Source organism: Streptomyces decoyicus (assembly GCF_019880305.1).
GTDB lineage: Bacteria > Actinomycetota > Actinomycetes > Streptomycetales > Streptomycetaceae > Streptomyces > Streptomyces decoyicus.
On the sequence record NZ_CP082301.1, the window covers coordinates 954,594 to 974,207 of the forward strand.

13 protein-coding genes and 1 pseudogene are annotated in these 19,614 nt (G+C 70.1%); 8 read left to right on the forward strand and 6 right to left on the reverse strand.

All coding sequences use genetic code 11. The annotated features are described in order from the left end of the window. Positions 1-152: 152 nt before the first annotated feature. The 3 genes from K7C20_RS04060 to K7C20_RS04070 form a co-directional block, all read right to left on the reverse strand. Positions 153-1,010: an IPT/TIG domain-containing protein gene (locus K7C20_RS04060; RefSeq protein ID WP_222892562.1), complete on the reverse strand. Its 858-nt coding sequence runs from the start codon at positions 1,008-1,010 to the stop codon at positions 153-155. 392 nt (positions 1,011-1,402) lie between these two features. After that, positions 1,403-1,885: a hypothetical protein gene (locus K7C20_RS04065; RefSeq protein WP_030083396.1), complete on the reverse strand. Its 483-nt coding sequence runs from the start codon at positions 1,883-1,885 to the stop codon at positions 1,403-1,405. Between the two features lie 432 nt (positions 1,886-2,317). Continuing rightward, entirely contained in the window at positions 2,318-2,692 is a 375-nt protein-coding gene (locus K7C20_RS04070; protein ID WP_030083398.1) for a DUF2267 domain-containing protein, read from the reverse strand. Positions 2,693-2,920: 228 nt separating this feature from the next. On the opposite strand from K7C20_RS04070, the gene K7C20_RS04075 reads away from it, so the two are divergent. The 5 genes and pseudogenes from K7C20_RS04075 to K7C20_RS39670 form a co-directional block, all read left to right on the forward strand. Further along, positions 2,921-3,937, forward strand: coding sequence for a DUF5954 family protein (locus K7C20_RS04075; RefSeq protein WP_030083400.1), 1,017 nt, complete (start codon positions 2,921-2,923; stop codon positions 3,935-3,937). 241 nt (positions 3,938-4,178) lie between these two features. Continuing rightward, positions 4,179-6,176, forward strand: coding sequence for a hypothetical protein (locus K7C20_RS04080; protein WP_246655289.1), 1,998 nt, complete (start codon positions 4,179-4,181; stop codon positions 6,174-6,176). A gap of 35 nt (positions 6,177-6,211) precedes the next feature. Beyond that, positions 6,212-7,759, forward strand: coding sequence for an ABC transporter substrate-binding protein (locus K7C20_RS04085; RefSeq protein ID WP_030083406.1), 1,548 nt, complete (start codon positions 6,212-6,214; stop codon positions 7,757-7,759). Positions 7,760-7,972: 213 nt separating this feature from the next. Then, complete coding sequence (locus K7C20_RS04090) at positions 7,973-8,353, forward strand: hypothetical protein (RefSeq protein ID WP_030083409.1); 381 nt, start codon at positions 7,973-7,975, stop codon at positions 8,351-8,353. A gap of 254 nt (positions 8,354-8,607) precedes the next feature. Further along, positions 8,608-8,904, forward strand: a pseudogene (locus K7C20_RS39670) (WXG100-like domain-containing protein); the annotation flags it as partial. Here K7C20_RS39670 and K7C20_RS04095 read toward each other — a convergent pair. Next, positions 8,863-9,237, reverse strand: coding sequence for a hypothetical protein (locus K7C20_RS04095; protein WP_150127201.1), 375 nt, complete (start codon positions 9,235-9,237; stop codon positions 8,863-8,865). The pseudogene K7C20_RS39670 and the gene K7C20_RS04095 sit on opposite strands and share 42 nt — an antisense overlap. A 1,643-nt stretch (positions 9,238-10,880) precedes the next feature. Continuing rightward, complete coding sequence (locus tag K7C20_RS04100; protein WP_150127202.1) at positions 10,881-11,069, reverse strand: hypothetical protein; 189 nt, start codon at positions 11,067-11,069, stop codon at positions 10,881-10,883. Between the two features lie 13 nt (positions 11,070-11,082). Between K7C20_RS04100 and K7C20_RS04105 the strand changes: the two genes are divergently transcribed. Beyond that, positions 11,083-15,021 (forward strand): toxin glutamine deamidase domain-containing protein, encoded by a 3,939-nt coding sequence (locus K7C20_RS04105; protein WP_150127203.1) that lies wholly within the window; start codon positions 11,083-11,085, stop codon positions 15,019-15,021. Positions 15,022-15,083: 62 nt separating this feature from the next. Here the strand turns inward: K7C20_RS04105 and K7C20_RS04110 are convergent, their stop codons facing one another. Next, positions 15,084-16,067, reverse strand: a complete 984-nt coding sequence (locus K7C20_RS04110; RefSeq protein WP_053209106.1) for a HEAT repeat domain-containing protein — start codon at positions 16,065-16,067, stop codon at positions 15,084-15,086. Between the two features lie 169 nt (positions 16,068-16,236). On the opposite strand from K7C20_RS04110, the gene K7C20_RS04115 reads away from it, so the two are divergent. After that, positions 16,237-16,575, forward strand: a complete 339-nt coding sequence (locus K7C20_RS04115; protein ID WP_048829855.1) for a hypothetical protein — start codon at positions 16,237-16,239, stop codon at positions 16,573-16,575. Between the two features lie 637 nt (positions 16,576-17,212). Next, positions 17,213-19,432, forward strand: a complete 2,220-nt coding sequence (locus tag K7C20_RS04120; protein ID WP_053209118.1) for a S9 family peptidase — start codon at positions 17,213-17,215, stop codon at positions 19,430-19,432. The last annotated feature ends 182 nt before the right edge of the window (positions 19,433-19,614 follow it).

A 19,614-nucleotide genomic window follows, 5' to 3' on the forward strand; every position in this document is an offset into this window, starting at 1 on the left:
CCGGCAGCGACGCGGTAAGGAGGCCGTGGTCACCCCGGGGGGAGGGGCGATCCATGCCGGGGCAGGGGTGGTGGCGCGCTCGTCGGGCTACGGCGGAAGCGGGCTCCCCGGGACCGCCGCTGCTCCGAGCGTGCCGTTGGAGGCGTGGCCGCTCACACGTAGGTGTATCCGCCGACGACCGTCGTGCTGCCGGACAGCGTGGAGACCACGACCGGGACGTTGCCGAGCGCGCCGGCGGGGGTGAAGCCGACCAGCGCCGTACCCGACGCGTTGACCGAAACCCCCGTCGCCGCAACCCCGTTGAACGTGACCACCGCCCCGCTCAGATTGCTCCCCGTGATCACAAACGCCGTACCACCCGCCGTACTGCCCGACGACGGCGACAGCAACGTCACCACGGGCGGAGGCGACGTGTAGGTGAATCCGCCGGCGACCGTGGTGCTCCCGGCCGGTGTGGTGACGACGACCGGGACGTTGCCGACGGGGCCGGGCGGCGTGGTGCCGGTGAGCACCGTGCCCATGGCGTTGATGGACACCCCGGTGGCCGGTACGCCGTTGAAGGTGACCGTCGCGCCGGTGAGATTGGTGCCGATGATCGCGAACGCGGTGCCGCCCGCGGTGGAACCGCTGTTGGGCACGAGGGCCGTGACCGTCGGGCCGCTCGGCGGGGCGATCAGGTAGGTGTAGCTCACCGAGTTGGTGTTGCCCCTCGGTGTGGTGGCGATGACCTGGACGGTACCCGCGGTGTGCGGGGGTGCGATGACGGTGACCGAGCCGCCCGACGGGTCCTGGGCCACGATGGTGGCGGGAATGCCGCCGAACGTGACCTGGCTGGTGCCCTGTAGTCCCGCCCCGGTGAGCAGGACGGTATTTCCTCCGGTGGTCGGCCCGGAATCCGGAATGGCCTCGTAGAGCCTCGGATATCTGGGCCAGTTTCCGCCGCCCCCGTCCCCGCCGGGCCAAGAGCCCGGGGACTGCGGATTTCCTTGCTGCTGTATGACTGCGGACATGGTTTCTCCCTGAGCAGCCGCCGCGCCGTCTCCCTTCACAAACCCAGTTGTGAACGGGGGTATTCGGGGCGGAAGTTGCTGCCGTCGAATGGTGGATGCATGCGACGGTAAGGTTCCGGAGAGGTCGGAAGAAGGCGTGTACGTGGCGGCAATGACGCGTTCGGCGATCAAAATGACAATACGTAGATGAGCGTCGCTCCTGCATTCCGGACCGGCGTGCGCCCGGTGTTACGCCACTCCTTTCGCGAGCCGGTCGGCACGAGCACCGGGTGCGGGCCGCGGACCGCCGGCCCCGCGGAAGGCTGCCCTCATGAGCTGGGCCCGGGGACGCATACCGCTCTCGTCCCCGGGCCCGGCTCCTCGTTCGCCCCCTCGGCCGAGGGGCTCGGCGCTTACTGGTGATAGATGGTCGCGGGCCAGTCGGCCTTCCAGTTCCCGTCGCCGAACTGGAGGTTGACGGAGCACCTGCCGGTGTCGCCGTCACAGTTCAGACTGTTCGCCGGCACGGGAGCCGCAAGCCGTGCGCCGTCGGCGGACCGGAGCGCCTGGTGGAAAATGGTCGCGGGCCAGCTCGCCCGCCAGTAGCCGTCGCCGAACTGCAAGTTGGCGACGCACTTGCCGGTGTCGCCGTCGCAGCTGAGGCCCGTTACGGGCACGGGAGCGCGATAGGCGGACCGGGCAGCCTGGTGGAAGATGTTCGCACCCCAGCCGGCCTTCCAGTTGTTGTCGCCGAAGCGGAGGTTTGCCGTGCACTTGTAGGTGTCGCCGTCGCAGTTGAGCGCGGTCACCGGAACGGGAGCGGCAACGGCCGGACCGGCCAGTCCGATCCCCAAAGCCGCGAAAGCCGCGCATGTGCCGACGATGGTGCGTCGCATAGCCGTGTCCTTCCGTCGGTGGGCGCACGGCGCGCCCGATCCCAGAGAAGGATTTGCTGATTTCCTGCTGCACGAAGCCTGCACGTAGCGGCCTTCAACAGAAGGTATGAACACCCGTACCGACGAACGATATCGGCGCTGCGCGCGCTGGTGACATGGGTGGTGAACAGCGCATTTGTTGTGGACTCGGGGGAGTGAAGAGGGCGCATTGCAAGGCGCGCCGCACGGTGCACCGCACGTCGGGCGATATCGCACGGCCCATGCCCGGGGCACATTCCGGGCTTCCGCGGCCGACTCGGCGGACTGGGCTTCCGTGCGTGGCGTTCACGGGGATGAGAGCACCATCCCGGCGGGTAGGTACTCGGGTTCGCGCGGGCGCAGCGAAGCCGCGCGCGTGCGGGGTGCTCACGCGGCCTGAGGGGGACGGGCCACTCAGATGTCGACCAACTGCGCGTACTCCTTGCCGAGCTGCGACATGGCGTGGTCGAACTCCTTCCGCGAGATGGCCTCGTGCAGCGTGCCGAGGACCGCACGGACACCACGGGCGGCTTCCGGCTCGGTCAGGCCGGTGCGTTCGCCCACCCTGCGGATCGACTCATCCGGCCCGAAGACCTCCATCTCACCCTGACCCCGCTGCTCGAGCGAGGCGCGCAGGGGCTCGGGCAGTTCGAGGGCCAGATCGCGGGCTTCGCCGCTGCTCAGACGAAGGGCGAGGGTCTCGAGAGTGGCGCGGGTCAGATCGGCCGCTTCCTGCCGCGAGAATCCCGTTCGATTCGCCACCGCCCGGAAGAACTCCTTGTCGTCCATGCGAGCCTCCACATCGGAATCGAGGGATGAGCGAGGGAGGCAACCTCACTCACCACCTTGCCACGCACACACCCCACGTGCGAGGCGCACCGCAGGCGGTCGCGGTCAGCGGTCAGCGGTCAGCGCTAACCCGGGATCTCGGCGTGGTCGCGTCGGGCCGACGCCGGAAGTCTGATCACTTGCGGCATTCGGCCCGGAACCACGCCACCCAGACATCACAATGTGCACATGGGTGATGACTGGAAGCGACAGATCGACCGGCTCCACGAAGGCCTGGTACGTCGCGACGATCCGACCGAATGGGTAGCCGAGGCCGACGCCGTCGATGCCTCCTACCGCTACCCCCACCTCACACTCCGCGGCCCGGTCTTCGGCCTCGCCGCGCGCCACCCCGAACCCGGCGCCGACTGGCGGCTGTTGAGACCCGCCATCGGCGGCACACCCCAGGAAGCCCGGGACAGCCTCAACTCACTGCTGTGGTTCAAGGCGAAGGACGACACCGACGATCCCCGCCGGCGACGCGAACTCCTCAGCGCCGTCTCCGTACTCGAGCACGAACCCGTCGACGAACTGACCGTCCTGGGCGTGCGCTACCGCGTCGTCCGCGGGGACGAGTTCGCCCGCAGCGGCCCCGGCGGCCTCGAACCTCCACGTCCCACCGACCCACCATCGACCGACCCGTCCTGGGAAGGCCGTCACGAAGTGCCCTCACGTGACCTGGACTTCGCCCTCACCCCGGACAGGGACGACGGCTTCATGGCCGGTGCCATGAAACTGGCGCTCAAAGGATTCGCCTATTCCGGCCCGCGGTTCCCCGCCGACGTACGGCTCGACTCCGAGCGGGCCGTCGCCTCCCACCCCGACGTCACCCTCCTCCCCGTCGGCTTCGGAGTGGTCGAACGCCACGGCCGCGGATGGCTGCCGAAAGGCGCCCTGATGCCCACACCGCACGACGCCCGGCGGCTGCTCTTCGACGGGATGACCGAGTTCTGGCCCCTGCTCCACAAGTTCACCGACCGCCAACGAGCCCAGTACGCCCAGGCTGCCGAGCAGTTCAAAGCAGCCGGCCAGGCCGACGAAGCACGCGTCGGCGACGCCCTGTTCCGGATCTGCCGTATCGAGCGCATGGTCCGGTCCGGGCCCGACGGGCCGGAACCACCGCGCCCCTCGGACCAGGACGACTACGGCCCGACAAAGATCCATCCCACGATGGACGAGGACGGCACCGTCCACCACGGCAACTGAACACCGGCGAGCCCGGCGGCGCCCCGGCGAAACCGGCCGAAACCGTCCGTCCGGCGGCCCGCTCCGCAGGAACCGCGGACCGCCGCACCCCCATACGACACGCGACACTCCGGCACCTTGCGTGAACCGGTGGCACGTTGTGCGTACGCGTGCCAACCTTCTGTAATCAGCCGACGACTGTCGTCGCTGACATCACAGTTGCTGTCATCACAGTCGCTGTCTTCACAGGGGGCCGAGCAACGTGGCGGAACGTCCGTTGGGGATACAGGGGATCGAGGCCCTGTACGAGGAGTGTCGCACTCGCGTACAAGACGGCAGGACCGCCGATACGGGGCGCGGACTGCCCGCGATCGTCCTCGTCGGGCCGCGCGGCAGCGGCAAGACCACGACGCTGAACTGGCTCGGCTACCTCGGGTCGCGGCGGCCCCACGCATACTTCGACTTCGGGTCCGCCACGCCCCGTAGGCCCCATGAGGTCGCCGGCCGTCTGGCGTACGGGCTGTCGCACCGCTTTCCCCGGCAGACGCCGCTGGTCTTCCCACGGCTGACGCTGGGCCTGTTCGTGGTGGCTCCCGAACTGTCCTTGGACGCCACGGATCCCGAGCGGGCCAAGAAGCAGTTGCGCCAGGCGCTGCGCGGGCCCCAGGAACCCAACGCCGCGGGCGACCGGGTCGCCGCGGTCGCCGGGCTGTTGCAGGACCTGAACCTGGTCCGGATCCCCGGCGTCAGTCTGCTGGCCAGTCTCATCCGGCAGCCGCCCAGCATGCCGCTGCGGGTGACCCGGCACACCGGATTCGCCTGGTATGCCGGTCCGCTGGCCGCCCTGGACGCCCTCGTCGAACTCAACCAGCTCAGCAAGAGCGAGGAGCCGGCGGACCGGGCCGCGGTGGACCGGCGGCTGTGCGAGGCGTTCCTGGCCGATCTGCGCGGCGAGTACGCGCGACGCCAGCGCGACCGCAACTGCGTGGTGCTGCTGGACAACATCGACGCTCCCGGCGGACGGGAGTTCCTGGACCTGCTGATGGAACTCCGGGACTCCAGCGGGGAACCGGACCCGCTGCTGGCCGTGGCCGCGGCGGCGAACGTCGGCCGGGTGCCCGCGATGTTCGCGACCGGACCGGCGGGCGTACGGGTCCGCGCCCCCGAGGAGGCCGGCCACGCCGACTGGGTACGGGCCATCCCGGACCCGCCGCCGAACCGGTCCTGGCGCTGGTACTGCGTCCAGTTGCGCGGTCTGACCGCCGGGGAGACCGCCCAACTCGGCACGAACATCGCCGGGCGGCTGCCGGAGGCGCCGCTGCTCGCGCACCAGCTGACCGGCGGGCATCCATGGAGCATCCGGCAGCTGCTGACCGCCTCGGCGCGCCTCGTGGGCCGTGAGGAGCCGGAGACGTTGCTGCGCGCGGTCCTCTCCAGCACCGCGCCGTCCGCGGAAGGCGCTGACGAAGGGCCGCTGCTGGAGGAAGAGGCGCGGCAGTATCTGCTCCGTGATCTGACCGACGACCAGCATCGTGCGCTCGTCGAGTGCTGTGCGGCCCGCGAGTTCGACGCCGCATGCGACGCGGGGCTCCTCGACCGCTTCCAGCTGCACACCCGCGATTCGCTGGCCCGGGTGGTCGCGACCCGATTATGGCTGACCGATCCGGTCCCCCAGGATGCCGAGGCACGCGGCGGCCGGGGCTCCGGATACCTGGAACGCGTCCATCCGCACCCGCTGCGCGGCAGCTCCGTCCTGCACCCGTGGCTGCGCCTGCTGCTGTTGCAGGAGCTGGCGGCCCTCCCGGACCGCTGGGACGCCGTCCACGGAAAGCTGCGGACCTGGCACGCCCACCACGGCCACCCGCTGGAAGTGCTGTATCACTCGCTTGCGCTCCACCGGGCGGACGACGTCATCGAGCATCTCGCCCGGCGTCTGGTCGAACTCTCCGATACGGACATCTGGCTGTACGAGCTCTACACGATCACCGCCGCGCCGCTTCGTGTACCGGTGGTGCCGGAACAGTCCGCCACGCTGCGGCTGGAGCAGCTGGCCGCCGACCTCGCGCCCCGCTCGTTCGCGGAGCACACCCCCCTGACGCTGCTGGTGGTCGGGCTGTGGCTGGCGTCCGATCCACGCAATCGCCTGCCCGGGGCGAATCCCGAGCTCAACCGCACGATCAACGCGATGCTCCAGGACCTGGCGATGCGCTCCGTCCCCCGTCGGATCGGGCTCATGCACGAGGCCGCCAAGTACGTGTGAGCGCACTGGAGCACCCGTCCCCTAGGAGCTGGCACATGCATCTGCCCCCGCAACCCGCCGACGACCTCCCCCCTTGGTGGAAGGGGTGGCGAGGAATCGCCACCCTCGTAGTAGCGCTGGCCCTGATAGCCGGCGGGCTCTGGTTCTTCTGGCCGGTCGAGGAGGACGACAGCTGCGCGGCGGACCAGCCGGGTCTGCACTGGGCCGGTACGGGGCCGCTGCGGGAGTGCGTCGGCATCACGGACGAGAAGGCGTTCTCCTTCGACCCCCGGCTCAAGGGGATCACCGACCGGATCGCGCAGGAGAACAGGCGGGTCCGCGCCCAGTGGGAGAAGCCCGCGTCCGGGAAGAGCCGCCTGCCCTACGTCAAGGTCGCCGTCCTGTCGCCCCTGACGGAGAGCGACACCAGCGCGCTGCCGATCGGGGAGATCCGCTCCAGCCTGGAGGGCGCCTTCATCGCGCAGTGCCGGGCGAATGCCTGCCCCGCACTCTCCACGACCAGCTCCACCGGCATCCAGGGCAAGACGCCGCTGATCCAGCTGGTCCTGGCGAACGAGGGCCGTAACGAGACGCATTGGAAGCCGGTGGTGGACCAACTGGCCGGCCTGGTCGACGACGCGCACCCCCTGGTCGCGGTCACCGGCATGGGCGTCAGCATCCCGGAGACCCAGGCAGCGGCCACCGAGCTCAGCCGGCTGAAGATCCCCGCGATCGGTGCGGTCCTGACCGCCACCGACCTCAACGCGCCACGTCTGTTCAAGGTGTCCCCGTCCAACGTCGACTACGCCAAGGCGCTGCGCCGCTATCTGGACGGCTCCTCGCTGAAGGGGCGCCACGGCTACCTCGTCTTCGACAGCAGGGACGACAACTACGTCAAGACCATGCGCAGGGCGTTCGACGAGGAGTTCGGCGACTACATCGGCCGGCGGCGCGCCTCGTTCGTCGGCACGACCGGCCACCAGCCGGCCGGCGTTCCCAGGCTCTTCTACAACGCCGTCAACAACATCTGTCTGACCAAGGCGGAAGTGATCTTCTATGCGGGGCGCGACCGCGATCTCGCCGATCTCGTCCGTGCCCTCTCCACCCGCAGTCAGTGCGGTCATGACACACCGATCACGGTGATGACCGGGGCGACCGGCACCTTCGCGCAGGGAAAGCAGGTACGGGGGCTGCTCAAGAGCAACAAGATCTCCATCCTGGACGTCGCCGCGACCAACCCCGCCCAGTGGACGAGTGGCGTCCATGCCCCGTCCGGCTTCAAGCCCTTCCATCAGGCCCTGCGGGATCTGAACTACCCCGACTCGGTGCTGGACGACGGGTACGCGATCATGCATCACGACGCCGTGCTGACCGCGATATGGGCCACCCGCAATGTCACCGGCCAGACCGGCAAGGAAGCGCCCGACGTCCAGGACGTGTACAACGAGATCACCAATCTGCACGACGCGAGCACCGTTCCCGCGGCCGGCGGAGAGCTCAGCTTCGACGACGCCTCCAACGGCTGGCCGCACAACAAGCCGGTGCCCGTCATCCGGCTGCCCGATCCCCTCAAGGATCCCGGCCCGCCCTATCTGGTGCCTTGACCCCCTAGGGGGTGTCTCTCCCTAGGGGCGCAGCACGGCACCGCAGCGTTGAGCGGAGGCGTCTGACCTGGGCTGCTGAAGCCTGTCAGGCGCCCTCGCGCGCGTCGGCCCGTAACCGAGCGCTACGGGCGCCCTCTTGAGGAGGCGTCAACTCGGGTGGTTAAACTTTCCAGTACCGACGTGGCGGTGCGACGTCGAAGCGAAGGGAACTCGATGGGAGACGGGCTCAAGGCCGACATCGGGTCGTTGCGTACGGGCGGCACCGACTTCGACCGGATCGGCAAGGACTACCAGGGGCTTGTCGACACCTTGCAGAACGGGCTGACCTCCCTGGAGGGCCAGGGCACCCCGCCCTGGGGAGATGACGACCTGGGGGAGAAGTTCGGCGTCGTCTACGAAGGCCTGCGGGACGGCATGTACGAGTCGATGGGCCACCTCGCCGCGAAGTTGCAGGAAATCGGCGGCGGACTGAACAACATGGCCAAGAACCACGAGGCCGACGAGAACTTCAATGAGTCGATGATGAAACAGCATGTCGCGAACGAAGAGGCGGAGAGCCGACTGATCTCCCAGTTCACACGGCCTGCCGTCTAGGCTCTGTCCGGGCCTGTCCGTCCCTGAAGGCCCGTTCGCGCCCCCTCCGCCGACAGACCCAAGGCCTCGTACCGGCTGCTCAGTTCTCTCGCGCTTGATGTCGCCGTTCCGAATTGCCCGTCCTTGATCCGTCCCTGCCCGCACCACAGCCAGCCTGGAGAACGCAGCCCGTGTCGTTGATGCTGCCGGACGCACTTGAGTGGGTCCTTGAAATGCTCGGGTTCAACTGGCCCACGGCGGACGAGGACAAGTTGATGGAATCCGCCCAGAAGTGGCGGGATTTCGCAACCGGGGTGGAGGATCTCCAGCATCAGGGCGTCCAGGCGGCGGGCAATGTGCTGTCGCAGAACTCCGGCGACTCCATCGACGGTTTCCACACCACGTGGGAGAAGTTCGCGGGCGGCTCGGGCTACTTCGCCGACGCCCGTAGTGCCGCGAACTCCATCGCCGTCGCCCTGGACGCCGCGGCCGGACTCGTCATCGGGATGAAAGTCGCGGTGATCACCCAGTTAGCGATCCTTGCCGCGGAAATCATCGCGGCTCAGGCAGCGGCACCGTTCACCTTCGGATTGTCCGAAGTGGCGGCCGTGGCCGCGACCGCCGCGACCCGTGCGGTCGTGCGGAAGATCATCAAGGAAGTTGCCAAGCAGCTCCTCGACGCGGCCTTGGAGACGGCGAAGGAACCCGCGGTCTCGGCGCTTCAGGCCATGATCTCGGATGTCATCGCGCAGTCCGTGAACATGAGCTTCGATGCACAGAACGGATTCGACGCCGGCCGCACGGTGAAGAAGGGCGCCGAGGAAGGCGTCAATGCGCTGAAGAACTCCGGCCAGACGTTCGCCGAGTCGCTGCGTGACGGTGCGGGCGCCAAGGCCGGACACCATGTCCGCAATGGGATGGAGTCAGCGGCCGGGCACCACTCCGGTGGGGATTCCGGTCACGATTCCGCTGGTGATTCCGCTGGTGATTCCGGTAAGGGCTCCGGTGGTGAAGGGGAGACCGGTAACGGTTCCGGCAAGGGCAGTTCGGGGGCGGATTCGGCGTCCGGCACCGGGGCGTCCGGTGGGTCCGGTGGGTCCGGGGCCGGCTCAGGGGCTGGGCCTGGGGCTGGGGCTGGGGCTGGGGCTGGGGCTGGGGCTGGGGCTGGGCCTGGGGCTGGGGCTGGGACCGGCTCGGGTGGTTCGTCGTCCTCGGGTGGGTCCTCGTCCTCGGGTGGGTCCTCGCCGTCGAGTGACTCGTCGTCCCCGGGGACTTCTGGGACTGACGGTTCGTCCAGTGGTGGCGCTTCGCACAGCGGCAGTGGTGCGGGCAGCAGCGGCCCCGGCACAGGCGCCGGGACTTCCACGAACTCGGCTCCCGTTGGCGACACGGGTTCTCCGGCCGGCGCCCACAACAACCCGGTTTCCGACGGCGGTCACTCCTCGGACGGCGGCGGCCAGTCCGGGCTTTCGCATACGGGCTCCGCGCCTCCGAGCCAGCTGACTCCGTTCGACGCGGGATACCGCGATGCGCAGGGCGGCGGCGACACGCCGTCGGGCTCCCCCACCGACTCCTCGCACTCGTCCGCGCCGCCGGTGGCGTCGTCCTCGGCGTCCCCCGACTCGGGCCCCTCCGCCGACTCCGGGCCGTCCCGGCCTGATGCCTCGCCGTCCTCCGAAACCGGGGCCCGGCCGGACGCGTCACCGTCGCCCGAAACCGGAGCCCGGCCGGACGCGTCACCGTCGCCCGAAACCGGAGCCCGGCCGGATGCGTCACCGTCGCCCGAAACTGGAGCCCGGCCGGATGGGGCTCGTTCCGCCGATTCCGGGCCGGGTTCGGTGCCGGACTCCGGCGCGGGCCCGTCCCCGGACTCGGGTGCCCGTCCCGATGCGGGCGGTACGCCCGACACCGGCTCTCCTCAGAACAATGCCCCGGCTGCGTCGGAGTCCTCCCGTGGCGACGGTTCACCCTCCCCGGATGCGGGGCCACGACCGGATAGCGGGGCGCCGCGATCCGATGAGGCGGCACCGCGACCGGATGACACGGCACCGCGATCGGACCACGGGTCGCCCTCCCAGCCGTCCTCCCAGCCCATACATACGGACAGTTCACCCACGTCCGACGCGGGCAACCGGCCGGACAACGCGCCTTCACCGACGCCCGCTCCTGCTGACGGCGCGACCGCCCACGCCGACGGGCCGCCCTCCGGTCCGGTGCATCACGACACCCCCGGTGCCGGTGACTCGGGCCCCGACGCCGGCCAGTCGCCGCAGCATGTGTCGTCGCCCTCCTCGTCCCCGTCCCCCTCGCCGTCACCGGATGCGGTGAGCCGGCCGGAGGCGAACGTCCCCTCCCCGACGCCCGCCCCGGATAACGGCCCGACGCCCACCCCGGATAACGGCCCGGGTAATGCCCCGACGGGATCGGACTCCTCCCACTCGCCGTCGCAGCACGACAACGGCAACAGCGCCAACGGGAACGGCGGCCGTGTCGGTGTGCCTCCGGGCGCCATGCCTCATGCGGCCGCGAACGCCTCCCCCGCCCCCTCCTACGGCTCGCCCCAGCAGCACAGCGCCCACCAGCCGAGCGACGACAGCGACGTCACCACGCACACGGACAGCGCGACCACCTTCGCGCCGCCTCCCACCGGTGTGCCGTCCACATCGCAGACCGGCGGCGATCCGTCCAACTCCTCGCCCGCTCCCACCGCTTCCACCGCGCCGCCCGGCGTGGCCATGGGCGGTGGCCCCGTGCCCGGCCCGAGTGCCCCTGCCGGCGCGCACGCTTCAGCAGGTGCTCCGCCCGCCTCCACTCCCCCGCGCTCCTCACCGGCCGGCCACGGCACCCCGCCCCGCAGCGCGCCCGCCCGGGACCCCCGCACCGCGCCCTACGGTGATCCGCGCAGCACTCCCCCACGTCAGCGGCCCGGCTCTCCCGACCCCCAGTCGTCGCGTCCCCGGCCCACTCCTCCGCGCGCCGACCCCCCTCGTACCGAGCAGCCGCGCGGCAACGAGTCGTCCCCGCAGCAGCCGCAGACTCCACCGCCGAACAAGGGACCGGAGCAGCACGGCCCGGAGCAGCACGGCCCCGGCCAGAGCGCTCCGGACCCGCGCACCCCCGATCCGCAGCACCCGCGGGGCGACGACACGCAGGCCGCGCCGGACCACGACACAAAGACACCGGAGCCCGACAAGCCCGACGCCGACACTCCCGACACCGACAAACCCGTTGCCGACAAGCCCGGTCCCGACTCCGAGCACCAGGCCGACGATGCCGACTCCGGCGACAAGGACTCGCCCGACGCGGACCGCACCGCGGACTCGGACCCCACCGCGGACTCGGGCCCCAACACGGACTCGGGCCCCAACACAGACGTGGACTCCGATGCCGACTCCAGCCCGGCGCCGGACTCGGACTCCGACACGGACTCGGGCCCGGAGCCGGACTCACACTCGGACTCGAACCCGGACACGGACACGGACACGGATGCAGACTCCGACTCGGACTCATCAGAGTCGGACGCCGCGCCCGACGCGCAGGACAACCGGCCCAGTCTCCAGGACATCCGAGCCGGTATCCAGGAGGCCCCCGGTGGCCTGCTGCCGCCCGACACCGCGGATCAGCAGGCGCTCGTGGCCGCCAGCCCGCGGAACGACGACGGCACTCCCCAGCGCTTTCCCGATCCGTTCGGGGACTGGGCCCAGTTGCAGAACGACGGCGGTACGAATGTGCCCGGCCGTTCCAACAACTGTGCCGACTGCAGCCGTTCGTTCCTCGAGACCTGGTACGGAAACCCGCAGGTCTCAGCGCCTCGCACCCCGGACCTCGATGCGGACGGGAGCCCCGACCGCTGGTCCCCGGAGACGGATGCCAACGAGAACATCATCGACTGGACCGGCGCGCCGCACTCCTACGCCGGCACCAGCCCCGACGGTCACGCCGCGATCGCCCAGGACCTCCTGAACGCCGGTCCGGGCTCCTCCGCGATCGTGCAGGTCAACTGGGACGGGGGCGGAGGCCATGCGTTCAACGCCGTCAACCACGACGGTCGCATCGTGTGGGTGGACACCCAGAGCGGCGAGGTGAGCGAGCAGCCCATCAACACCGACGGTGCCACGGACGTCTTCTACATCCCGCTGGACGCCGACCGGAATCCGCTCCATCCCGCTCAGGACCCGGCAGCCGATGCCGACCCGTCGGATGACGCCTCCTCCACCTCGACCCAGTCCGAAGGCGCCCACTCCACATCCGACCAGCCCGACGGCTCCGACTCCGGCGGCGCCCACTCCCCATCCGATCAGTCCGACGGCGCCCCGTCGGCCGATTCCCACCCCTCGGACGACTCACACGACGGCCCGCCGACCAACAGCTCCCCGTCCGAGCAGACAGAAAGCACCCCGTCCGCCCCCTCCCCGCAGTCGGACTCGCCACAACCGGACACGGCACAGACCGACTCGGCACAGACCGACTCGACACAGACGGACTCGGCACAGTCCAACTCAACACCGAACGACTCACCACAGTCCGACTCGCCCGAGTCCAATCCGTCACGGCCAGAGCCGACCCAGTCCGATCCGACCCAGTCCGATCCGACCCAGTCCGATCCGTCCCAGTCCGACTCGCCCCAGTCCGACTCGCCCCAGGGTGCCCACAGCACAAGCGACCACGGCACGAGCGATCACAACACGCCGGACGCGAACGCTCCCGCCACTCACCCGGCCGCCGACGGCGACGCCCCTGGCCAGTCGTCGCCCGGGATCAGCGTCGACGCCGGTGACGCCGGGCCCCACGCGCCTGCGGACAGCAAGCCGGACGCCGGTCCTGACGGGCACGAACAGTCCACCTCGCTCTCCTCGGACGCCCCTGCGGACGGTTCGCCCGGTGGACAGCCGCGGCCCGTTGGCCACGACGCCCCCACCGATGCGAACGGCACCTCCCGGAATCCTGGTGACGCCCCGCAGCGCGACCCTGGTGACACGCCGCAGCGCGACGGTGCCCCCCAGAGCCACGACCAGAACCGGCCCGCCCCTGCGCGGCCGGACACTACCCCCGGCACGCCCGGCGGACGGCCCGACCAGACACGTGCCGACGGCCGTCCCCAGCAATCGCCTCCCGACGGCCGTGCCCAGCAGTCACCCTCCGACAGCCGTCCCCAGCAATCGCCCGCCGACAGCCGTACGAACCCACCGGCCCCCGACGGCCGTCCCAAGCCGCCGACTCCCGACGCCCCCGCCGGGAAACGGAAGGCCGGCGGTCCTCCGCCCACGGACAACCAGCCGTCCGGCTCGGGCACCGGGCCCTCCTCAGGGAGCGGAAGCAGCCACAAGAAGAAGCGGACCGAGCCGGACCACGAGGGCCTCGCCGCGCTGAAGCTGGACGATTCGACGTCGCCGAAGCCCGACGACGACGCGATGGACGTCGACGAGAAGGAGCCCTACTCCGACCCGCACGACCGCGGTGACAGCGACACCTCCGAGCAGGAAAAGAAGGGGGATCGCACCCTCGACGCGGAGGCGGAGGGGTCCAAGGAGTACGGGATTCCGCCGGACAAGCTACAGAACGAACTCCGGCGGGACCGGGACGTACACCGCGTCCCGCTCGACAACGTCCATGACCATCTGGACAGTTGGGCGAAGGGCGGGAGCCTGGCGCAGGTTCTGCGTGCCTCGACCGGTGATGCCGCCCCCACGTCGGGCGATGCCGGAAAGGGGCCGCGCGCCTTCACCCAGAGCGATCTGGAGCAGCGGCTGCCCGGATTCAAGGACCTGGAGCGCGGTGAGCGGCTCGCGGTCGTTTCGTCCCTGGCCCGGCTCAGCGTGGGATTTCACGAGCAGCACGGCGTGGGCAAGAATCCGGAGAACGTCGACAAGCCGTACCGCAAGAAGGGCGAGGATGCGCCCAAGCCGGAGAGCAAGGACAGTGCGGCCAAGAACGCCGAGGAATCGCTCGGTGTTCGGGGGCACCGGAAGAGCAGCGACAAACTCCTCAACAGCCTGAAGCTCGGCACCGTTCCGCCCAGCCTGACGAACAACAGTCCGGACCTCACGGATCGCAACTACGCGGTGTTGGAGGTCGAGGGCCCCCCGCCCGGGCGCGAGACGCATTACGTCACCGACTCCTCGGTGCCGGTGGGTGAGAAGTATGTGTCGGGCAGGCATTCGGAGAAGCATCTTGCCGACTGGCTGAAGCGGGTCAATCAGGGCGACACGAAATACACGCCACAGGCCGTCTACACGGAGCGTGAGCCCTGCGGAATGGGGCAGGGCCACGCGAAGTGTTCAACCGTGCTGCGGGAAAAGGCACTCGACGACGCAAAGGTCTACTACAGCACGACCTATCGCACCGACCCGGCCGATGTCGCGGCGAAGAAGAAGCTCGACACGGTGAAGACCGCGGAGAAGAAGAAGGTCGACAGTATGGCCGCGGCCGACGTGCAGCAGAGCATCGCCGACCGCATCAACGCCCGTACGGACAAATCCGCCGACCGGGCCGCCAAGGAAATCGCGGCGGCCCAGAAGCTCGGCGAGGCGGACGCGCGCAAGGAACTCAAGAAGCTCATCGAGCGCGAGTACAGCAAGCGGAAGGAAGGCTCGACCACGGAGGAGAAGCAGGCCATGGTCCGGGAAATGGACCGGCATATCGACCACCTGGACACGACCTGGCGGAAGATCCAGCCGAGCCTGATGTGATCCGGTCGGACCGCCGCTCCCCGGTGCCGCCGCCCGCGCCGGGGCGGCGGCACCCCCGGCCCTCAGATATCCAGTGCGCCCCGGAACCGGCCGTGCCCGACGTCCGGGCTGGTCACCGCGAGCCAGCCGTGGCCCACCTTGTCGAGCACCTCGACGGTCGTCGGCTGGATGGAGATCCAGGAGGCCACCTCCTCCGGGTCACGGACACCTTCGGCGTACTCCTCGGCCTCTTCGGGGTCGTACAGTTCGTCGTCCTCGTCCTGCATCAGATCCCGCTCGAACTCCATGGGTTCGCCGACCCATTCGGGATCGCCGTAGGTGCGGTGGCCGCGCTTGTCCTGCCCGTTCTCCGCGACCCACCACACCCGCGCGCCGTTGTACTCGTCCACGGCGTAGAAGTGCGCCTCCCGGCACTGCGTGCTGAGTTTTTCCACGGCCTGTGCCCAGTAGTCGTTGAGGTAGTCGGCGCCGTAGACAAGCCGCCAGCCGTCGAATTCCGGGGTGATGAAGACGCGGTATGCGGTGGAGGACGTGCCGTCATCGGAGAGGTGGTCGAGCGAATTCTCGTGGTGGACGGCGGCGGATACTCCCAGGGCCGTCGTGACGGGGCGTGCGTCGTGCAGCTCCAACGCCCGCACGATGTCCTTCACTTCCGCCCGTGGCACCGCTATCCAGGTCTCCGCCGGAAGGTCGCCGGGGCTTTCGTCGAGCAGTTTGACCCGTACGAGCCGCTCGACGGCTGCCCGGTCGGCGGGGCCCAGGGCATCGCCGCCGCCGAGGCTCGCGAGCGCACGCAGGGCGGCAGGCCGCAGGCCGCCGGGGCCCTCACCACGGACCCTTCGCAAGGGCTCGATCGCCATGGCTCCGAGGTCTTGCAGACACGCCTCCGCGGCCGATCGGCCGGGCCGTTCCTCGTCGCCGAGCAGCGGCAGAAGGTGCTCCACGACCGGGGCTCCGAGCGCGACCAGCCGGTCCGTCGCCGTTCTGCGCTCGTCCCGGTCCACGGCTGCCAGTTGACGTACCAGTGCGGCGATGTCCTCACTCATGGAAATGACCCTAACCGAGCCGGCACCTGACTCCGCCGGGGCTGCTTGTGGAGTACGGTCAGGGACAATCGCCGAGCCGGCTGCTCACGATGGAATCGATGGACGCAGCGCCATGACTCAGCACATCCGTCTGCCGGCAGACGCTTTGATGTGAGACGAAGGAGTTCCCATGACTTCGGACAACTCTCCGACAGATCGGCAGAATGTGCCCACGAATCCCGACGAGGCGCTGGAAGCGGTTCGCCGGCAATTCGGCCGGCCCCACTCCTTCGACGGCACCCCTGCGCCCCTGCATGTCCAGGAATTCGACCTGGGATATCTGGTGTACGCGACGTACGCCAAGCCCGTCGACCGGAACGGCCGGCCGGTGCCCGCGCCGCCCGGTGGCAGCAGTTTTGTGGTGGCGAAGGAGAGCGGCGCGATCTCGACCGTCCCCAACTATCCGCCGGACCAGGCCATCGCGCTCTACCGTAAGCAGCTCCGGCGCGCGGACACCCCGGAGGCATAGCCCGCTCGGCAGTGCCTGCCTCGCGGCACCACAGACTTGGTGACCTGCCGCCCCACGCGAAAGACAGAGTGGACGCCCCTAGGAGCTTTCGGGACGTCCACAGTGGCCGCCCGGGTGTGTGCTCGACACCCACCGCGGTCACGGGTTCGACGAGGCACTTTCCACACAGGGGCGCGGCCGGGCGCGGAAGCCGGTGACGTACACCCCGGCGCATCACGATCCTCGCAAATCTCCCGAAGGACCCTCGAAAGCCCCCAAAATCGCGAGTTGGAAGCCGGCCTCGGGGCTACGTGATATATGTACCGGGGCCGTCGGACTCGACGGCCCCGGTGGCGACCCGCCCGCACGCACAGGCGTGACCAGCGCGTCGCCATGACTTCGGTCGGCATTCCCCGAAGCTACGGCAGCATCCCGAAATTCCCCTTGCGTCCGGTCAGGTACCGGCGCTCAGTGCTGCGAAAAAACTCGCCGTGGCACGGCCTTTTCCGTGAATCCCGGATATGCCTATGTTTCCCCAGGGATCGCCGTACACCCCGGACCACTGCCGACCGGACCCCTCAGCATCCTGGACGACAGCACCTTGGAGGACAGCACCTTGCACCGCAGCACCGTGCCTTCCGCGCACACCCTGAGCTCCATGGATTCCACGGATTCCACGGATCCCAAGAATTCCGCCGCTTTCCCGGGCCAATTCGCCCGCAGCCGTCGCTTCTCCCTCGGCGTACCCAGGCATTTCACCGTCTCCCCCGACGGCAGCCGGGTGCTCTTCGTCCGAACGGTCTCGGGCACCGACCCCGTCGGGCGGCTGTGGCAGTACGAGGACGGCGCGGAACGGCTGGTGGCGGATCCGGCCCTGCTGGTGGGAGCCGGCACGGGGCCGGTCCCCGAGGAGGAGCGGCTGCTCCGGGAGCGCGCCCGTGAGCGGTCCGTGGGAGTGGTGTCCTACGCGACGGACGACGCCGCCCGCCTGGTGGCCTTCGCGCTGTCCGGAGCCCTGTGGGCGGTACGTACCGACGGCGGCGTGCCGTTCTCCGTCCCCGCGGCCGGTCCGGTGGTCGACCCCCGCCCCTCCCCCGACGGCCGGCACATCGCCTATGTGAGCCGCCGCTCTTTCCACGTCGTCGATCCGACCGGCGCCGACCGTCAACTGGCGCGCGCCGAGGGCCCGGAAGTCTCCTACGGACTCGCCGAATATGTGGCCGCCGAGTCCATGCACCGGCTGCGCGGCTACTGGTGGGCGCCGGACAGCCGCCACGTCCTGGTGGCCAGGGTCGACACCGGCCCGGTGGAGCGGCGCTACGTCAGCGATCCGGCCGACCCGACGAAGCCGCCGCAGGCGATCCCGTACCCGGCGGCCGGCACCCCCAACGCGGAGGTCACGTTGCAACTCCTCTCCTTGGAGGGGGAACGGGTCGACGTGGACTGGGACCGCACGACGTACGAGTACCTCGTGGACGCCGGCTGGGATGCGCACGGCCCGTTTCTCGCCGTACAGAGCCGTGACCAGCGCATAGTCCGTACGCTCTCGGTCGATCCGGCGACCGGGGCCACCGAGGTGCTGCATGAGCGGGCCGATCCCGCATGGGTGGAGCTCATCGACGGCACCCCGGCCCGTACGGCGTCGGGTGCCCTGGTGCTCCCCGAGGACGACGGCGACACCCGGTATCTGACCGTGGGCGGCCGACGGGTCACCCCGGAGGGGCTTCAGCTGTGCGCGGTCCTCGGGGTCGAGGGCGAGCGGGTGCTGTTCACCGCGAGCGAGGACCCGCTGGAGACCCACGTGTGGTGCCATGAGCCCGGCCACGCCGGCCGCCGGCTGAGCCGGGGCCCCGGCAGGTACACCGGCGTGGGGCGGGGCGGCACGGTCGTCCTGGCGGGGGTGACGCCGCAGGGCAATGAAGTGGGCGTGCTGCGGGGGACGGAACCGGGCACTCCGGCCTCAGGAACGGGCACAGGCACAGGCATAGGCACGGGTACGGGGCCGGCCGGGGAGGCTGGGTCGGCCGGGGAGACGGGGTCGGCCAGGGGGGTGCCGTACGAGCCCCTCTCCTCGCTCGCCGAGGAGCCTTCGGTCACCCCGCGGCCGCTCCATCTCACCCTCGGCGAGCGGCAGTTGCATGGCGCGCTCTTCCTGCCGTCATGGCACAGGGAGGGCACCGGGAAGCTGCCGGTGCTCCTCGACCCGTACGGGGGCCCGGCCATGCAGATCGTGGGACGGGCCCGGGGATGGTTCACCTGTGTGTCGCAGTGGTTCGCCGAGCAGGGCTTCGCGGTGCTGGTGGTGGACGGACGCGGAACCCCGAATCGGGGCCCGGCCTGGGAGAAGGCCATACACGGCGACCAGCTCACGCCCGCGCTGGAGGACCAGGTGGACGCGCTGCGGGCGGCCGGGGCGCGCTTCGGTGATCTGGACCTGACACGGGTGGCGATCCGCGGCTGGTCGTTCGGCGGGTTCCTGGCCGCGGCCGCCGTGCTGCACCATCCCGACATCTTCCACGCCGCGGTCGCCGGCGCCCCGCCCACCGACCAGCGGCTGTACGACACCCACTGGAAGGAGCGCTTCCTGGGCCACCCGGAGGAGCAGCCGGAGAACTATGTGCGCTCCTCCCTGATCGGCCACGGCCACCTGCTGCGCCGCCCGCTGCTGCTGGTCCACGGGCTCGCGGACGACAATGTGGCGGCCGCGCACACCCTGCGCTTCTCGGCGGAGCTGCTGGCGGCGGGCAGACCGCACAGCGTGCTCCCGCTGCCCGGCGCCACGCATCTGCCGGCCGGCGACGCGGTCAATGAGCAGCTGCTGCACTTCCAGCGGGACTTCCTGCTGGACGCGCTGGCGAGGCGCGTCGACGGGGGCTGAGGGGGCCGAGGCGGTTCACCCTGGCGTTTCGGGCCTCGGCGACTCCCCCCGGCCCGTTCCCGGCGGCGGCTCCCCTCCGGCCGTTCGTCCGGGCGGTTCGCCGCCGGCTTTTCGCCTCGGCGAAAGGAACGCGTCCCGCGTTGAACACGCGGGGCCGTCCCGCCGTATGGACCCTGTGCAAC

Excerpts from the sequence above, each read along its gene's own strand:
- K7C20_RS04060 (WP_222892562.1), bottom strand. The coding sequence starts at position 1,010 with ATGTCCGCAGTCATACAGCAGCAAGGAAATCCGCAGTCCCCGGGCTCT.
- K7C20_RS04065 (WP_030083396.1), bottom strand. The coding sequence starts at position 1,885 with ATGCGACGCACCATCGTCGGCACATGCGCGGCTTTCGCGGCTTTGGGG.
- K7C20_RS04070 (WP_030083398.1), bottom strand. The coding sequence starts at position 2,692 with ATGGACGACAAGGAGTTCTTCCGGGCGGTGGCGAATCGAACGGGATTC.
- K7C20_RS04075 (WP_030083400.1), top strand. The coding sequence starts at position 2,921 with ATGGGTGATGACTGGAAGCGACAGATCGACCGGCTCCACGAAGGCCTG.
- K7C20_RS04085 (WP_030083406.1), top strand. The coding sequence starts at position 6,212 with ATGCATCTGCCCCCGCAACCCGCCGACGACCTCCCCCCTTGGTGGAAG.
- K7C20_RS04090 (WP_030083409.1), top strand. The coding sequence starts at position 7,973 with ATGGGAGACGGGCTCAAGGCCGACATCGGGTCGTTGCGTACGGGCGGC.
- K7C20_RS04095 (WP_150127201.1), bottom strand. The coding sequence starts at position 9,237 with ATGGTGTCCGGCCTTGGCGCCCGCACCGTCACGCAGCGACTCGGCGAA.
- K7C20_RS04100 (WP_150127202.1), bottom strand. The coding sequence starts at position 11,069 with ATGGCCACGCCGGGCGGCGCGGTGGAAGCGGTGGGAGCGGGCGAGGAG.
- K7C20_RS04110 (WP_053209106.1), bottom strand. The coding sequence starts at position 16,067 with ATGAGTGAGGACATCGCCGCACTGGTACGTCAACTGGCAGCCGTGGAC.
- K7C20_RS04115 (WP_048829855.1), top strand. The coding sequence starts at position 16,237 with ATGACTTCGGACAACTCTCCGACAGATCGGCAGAATGTGCCCACGAAT.
- K7C20_RS04120 (WP_053209118.1), top strand. The coding sequence starts at position 17,213 with ATGGATTCCACGGATTCCACGGATCCCAAGAATTCCGCCGCTTTCCCG.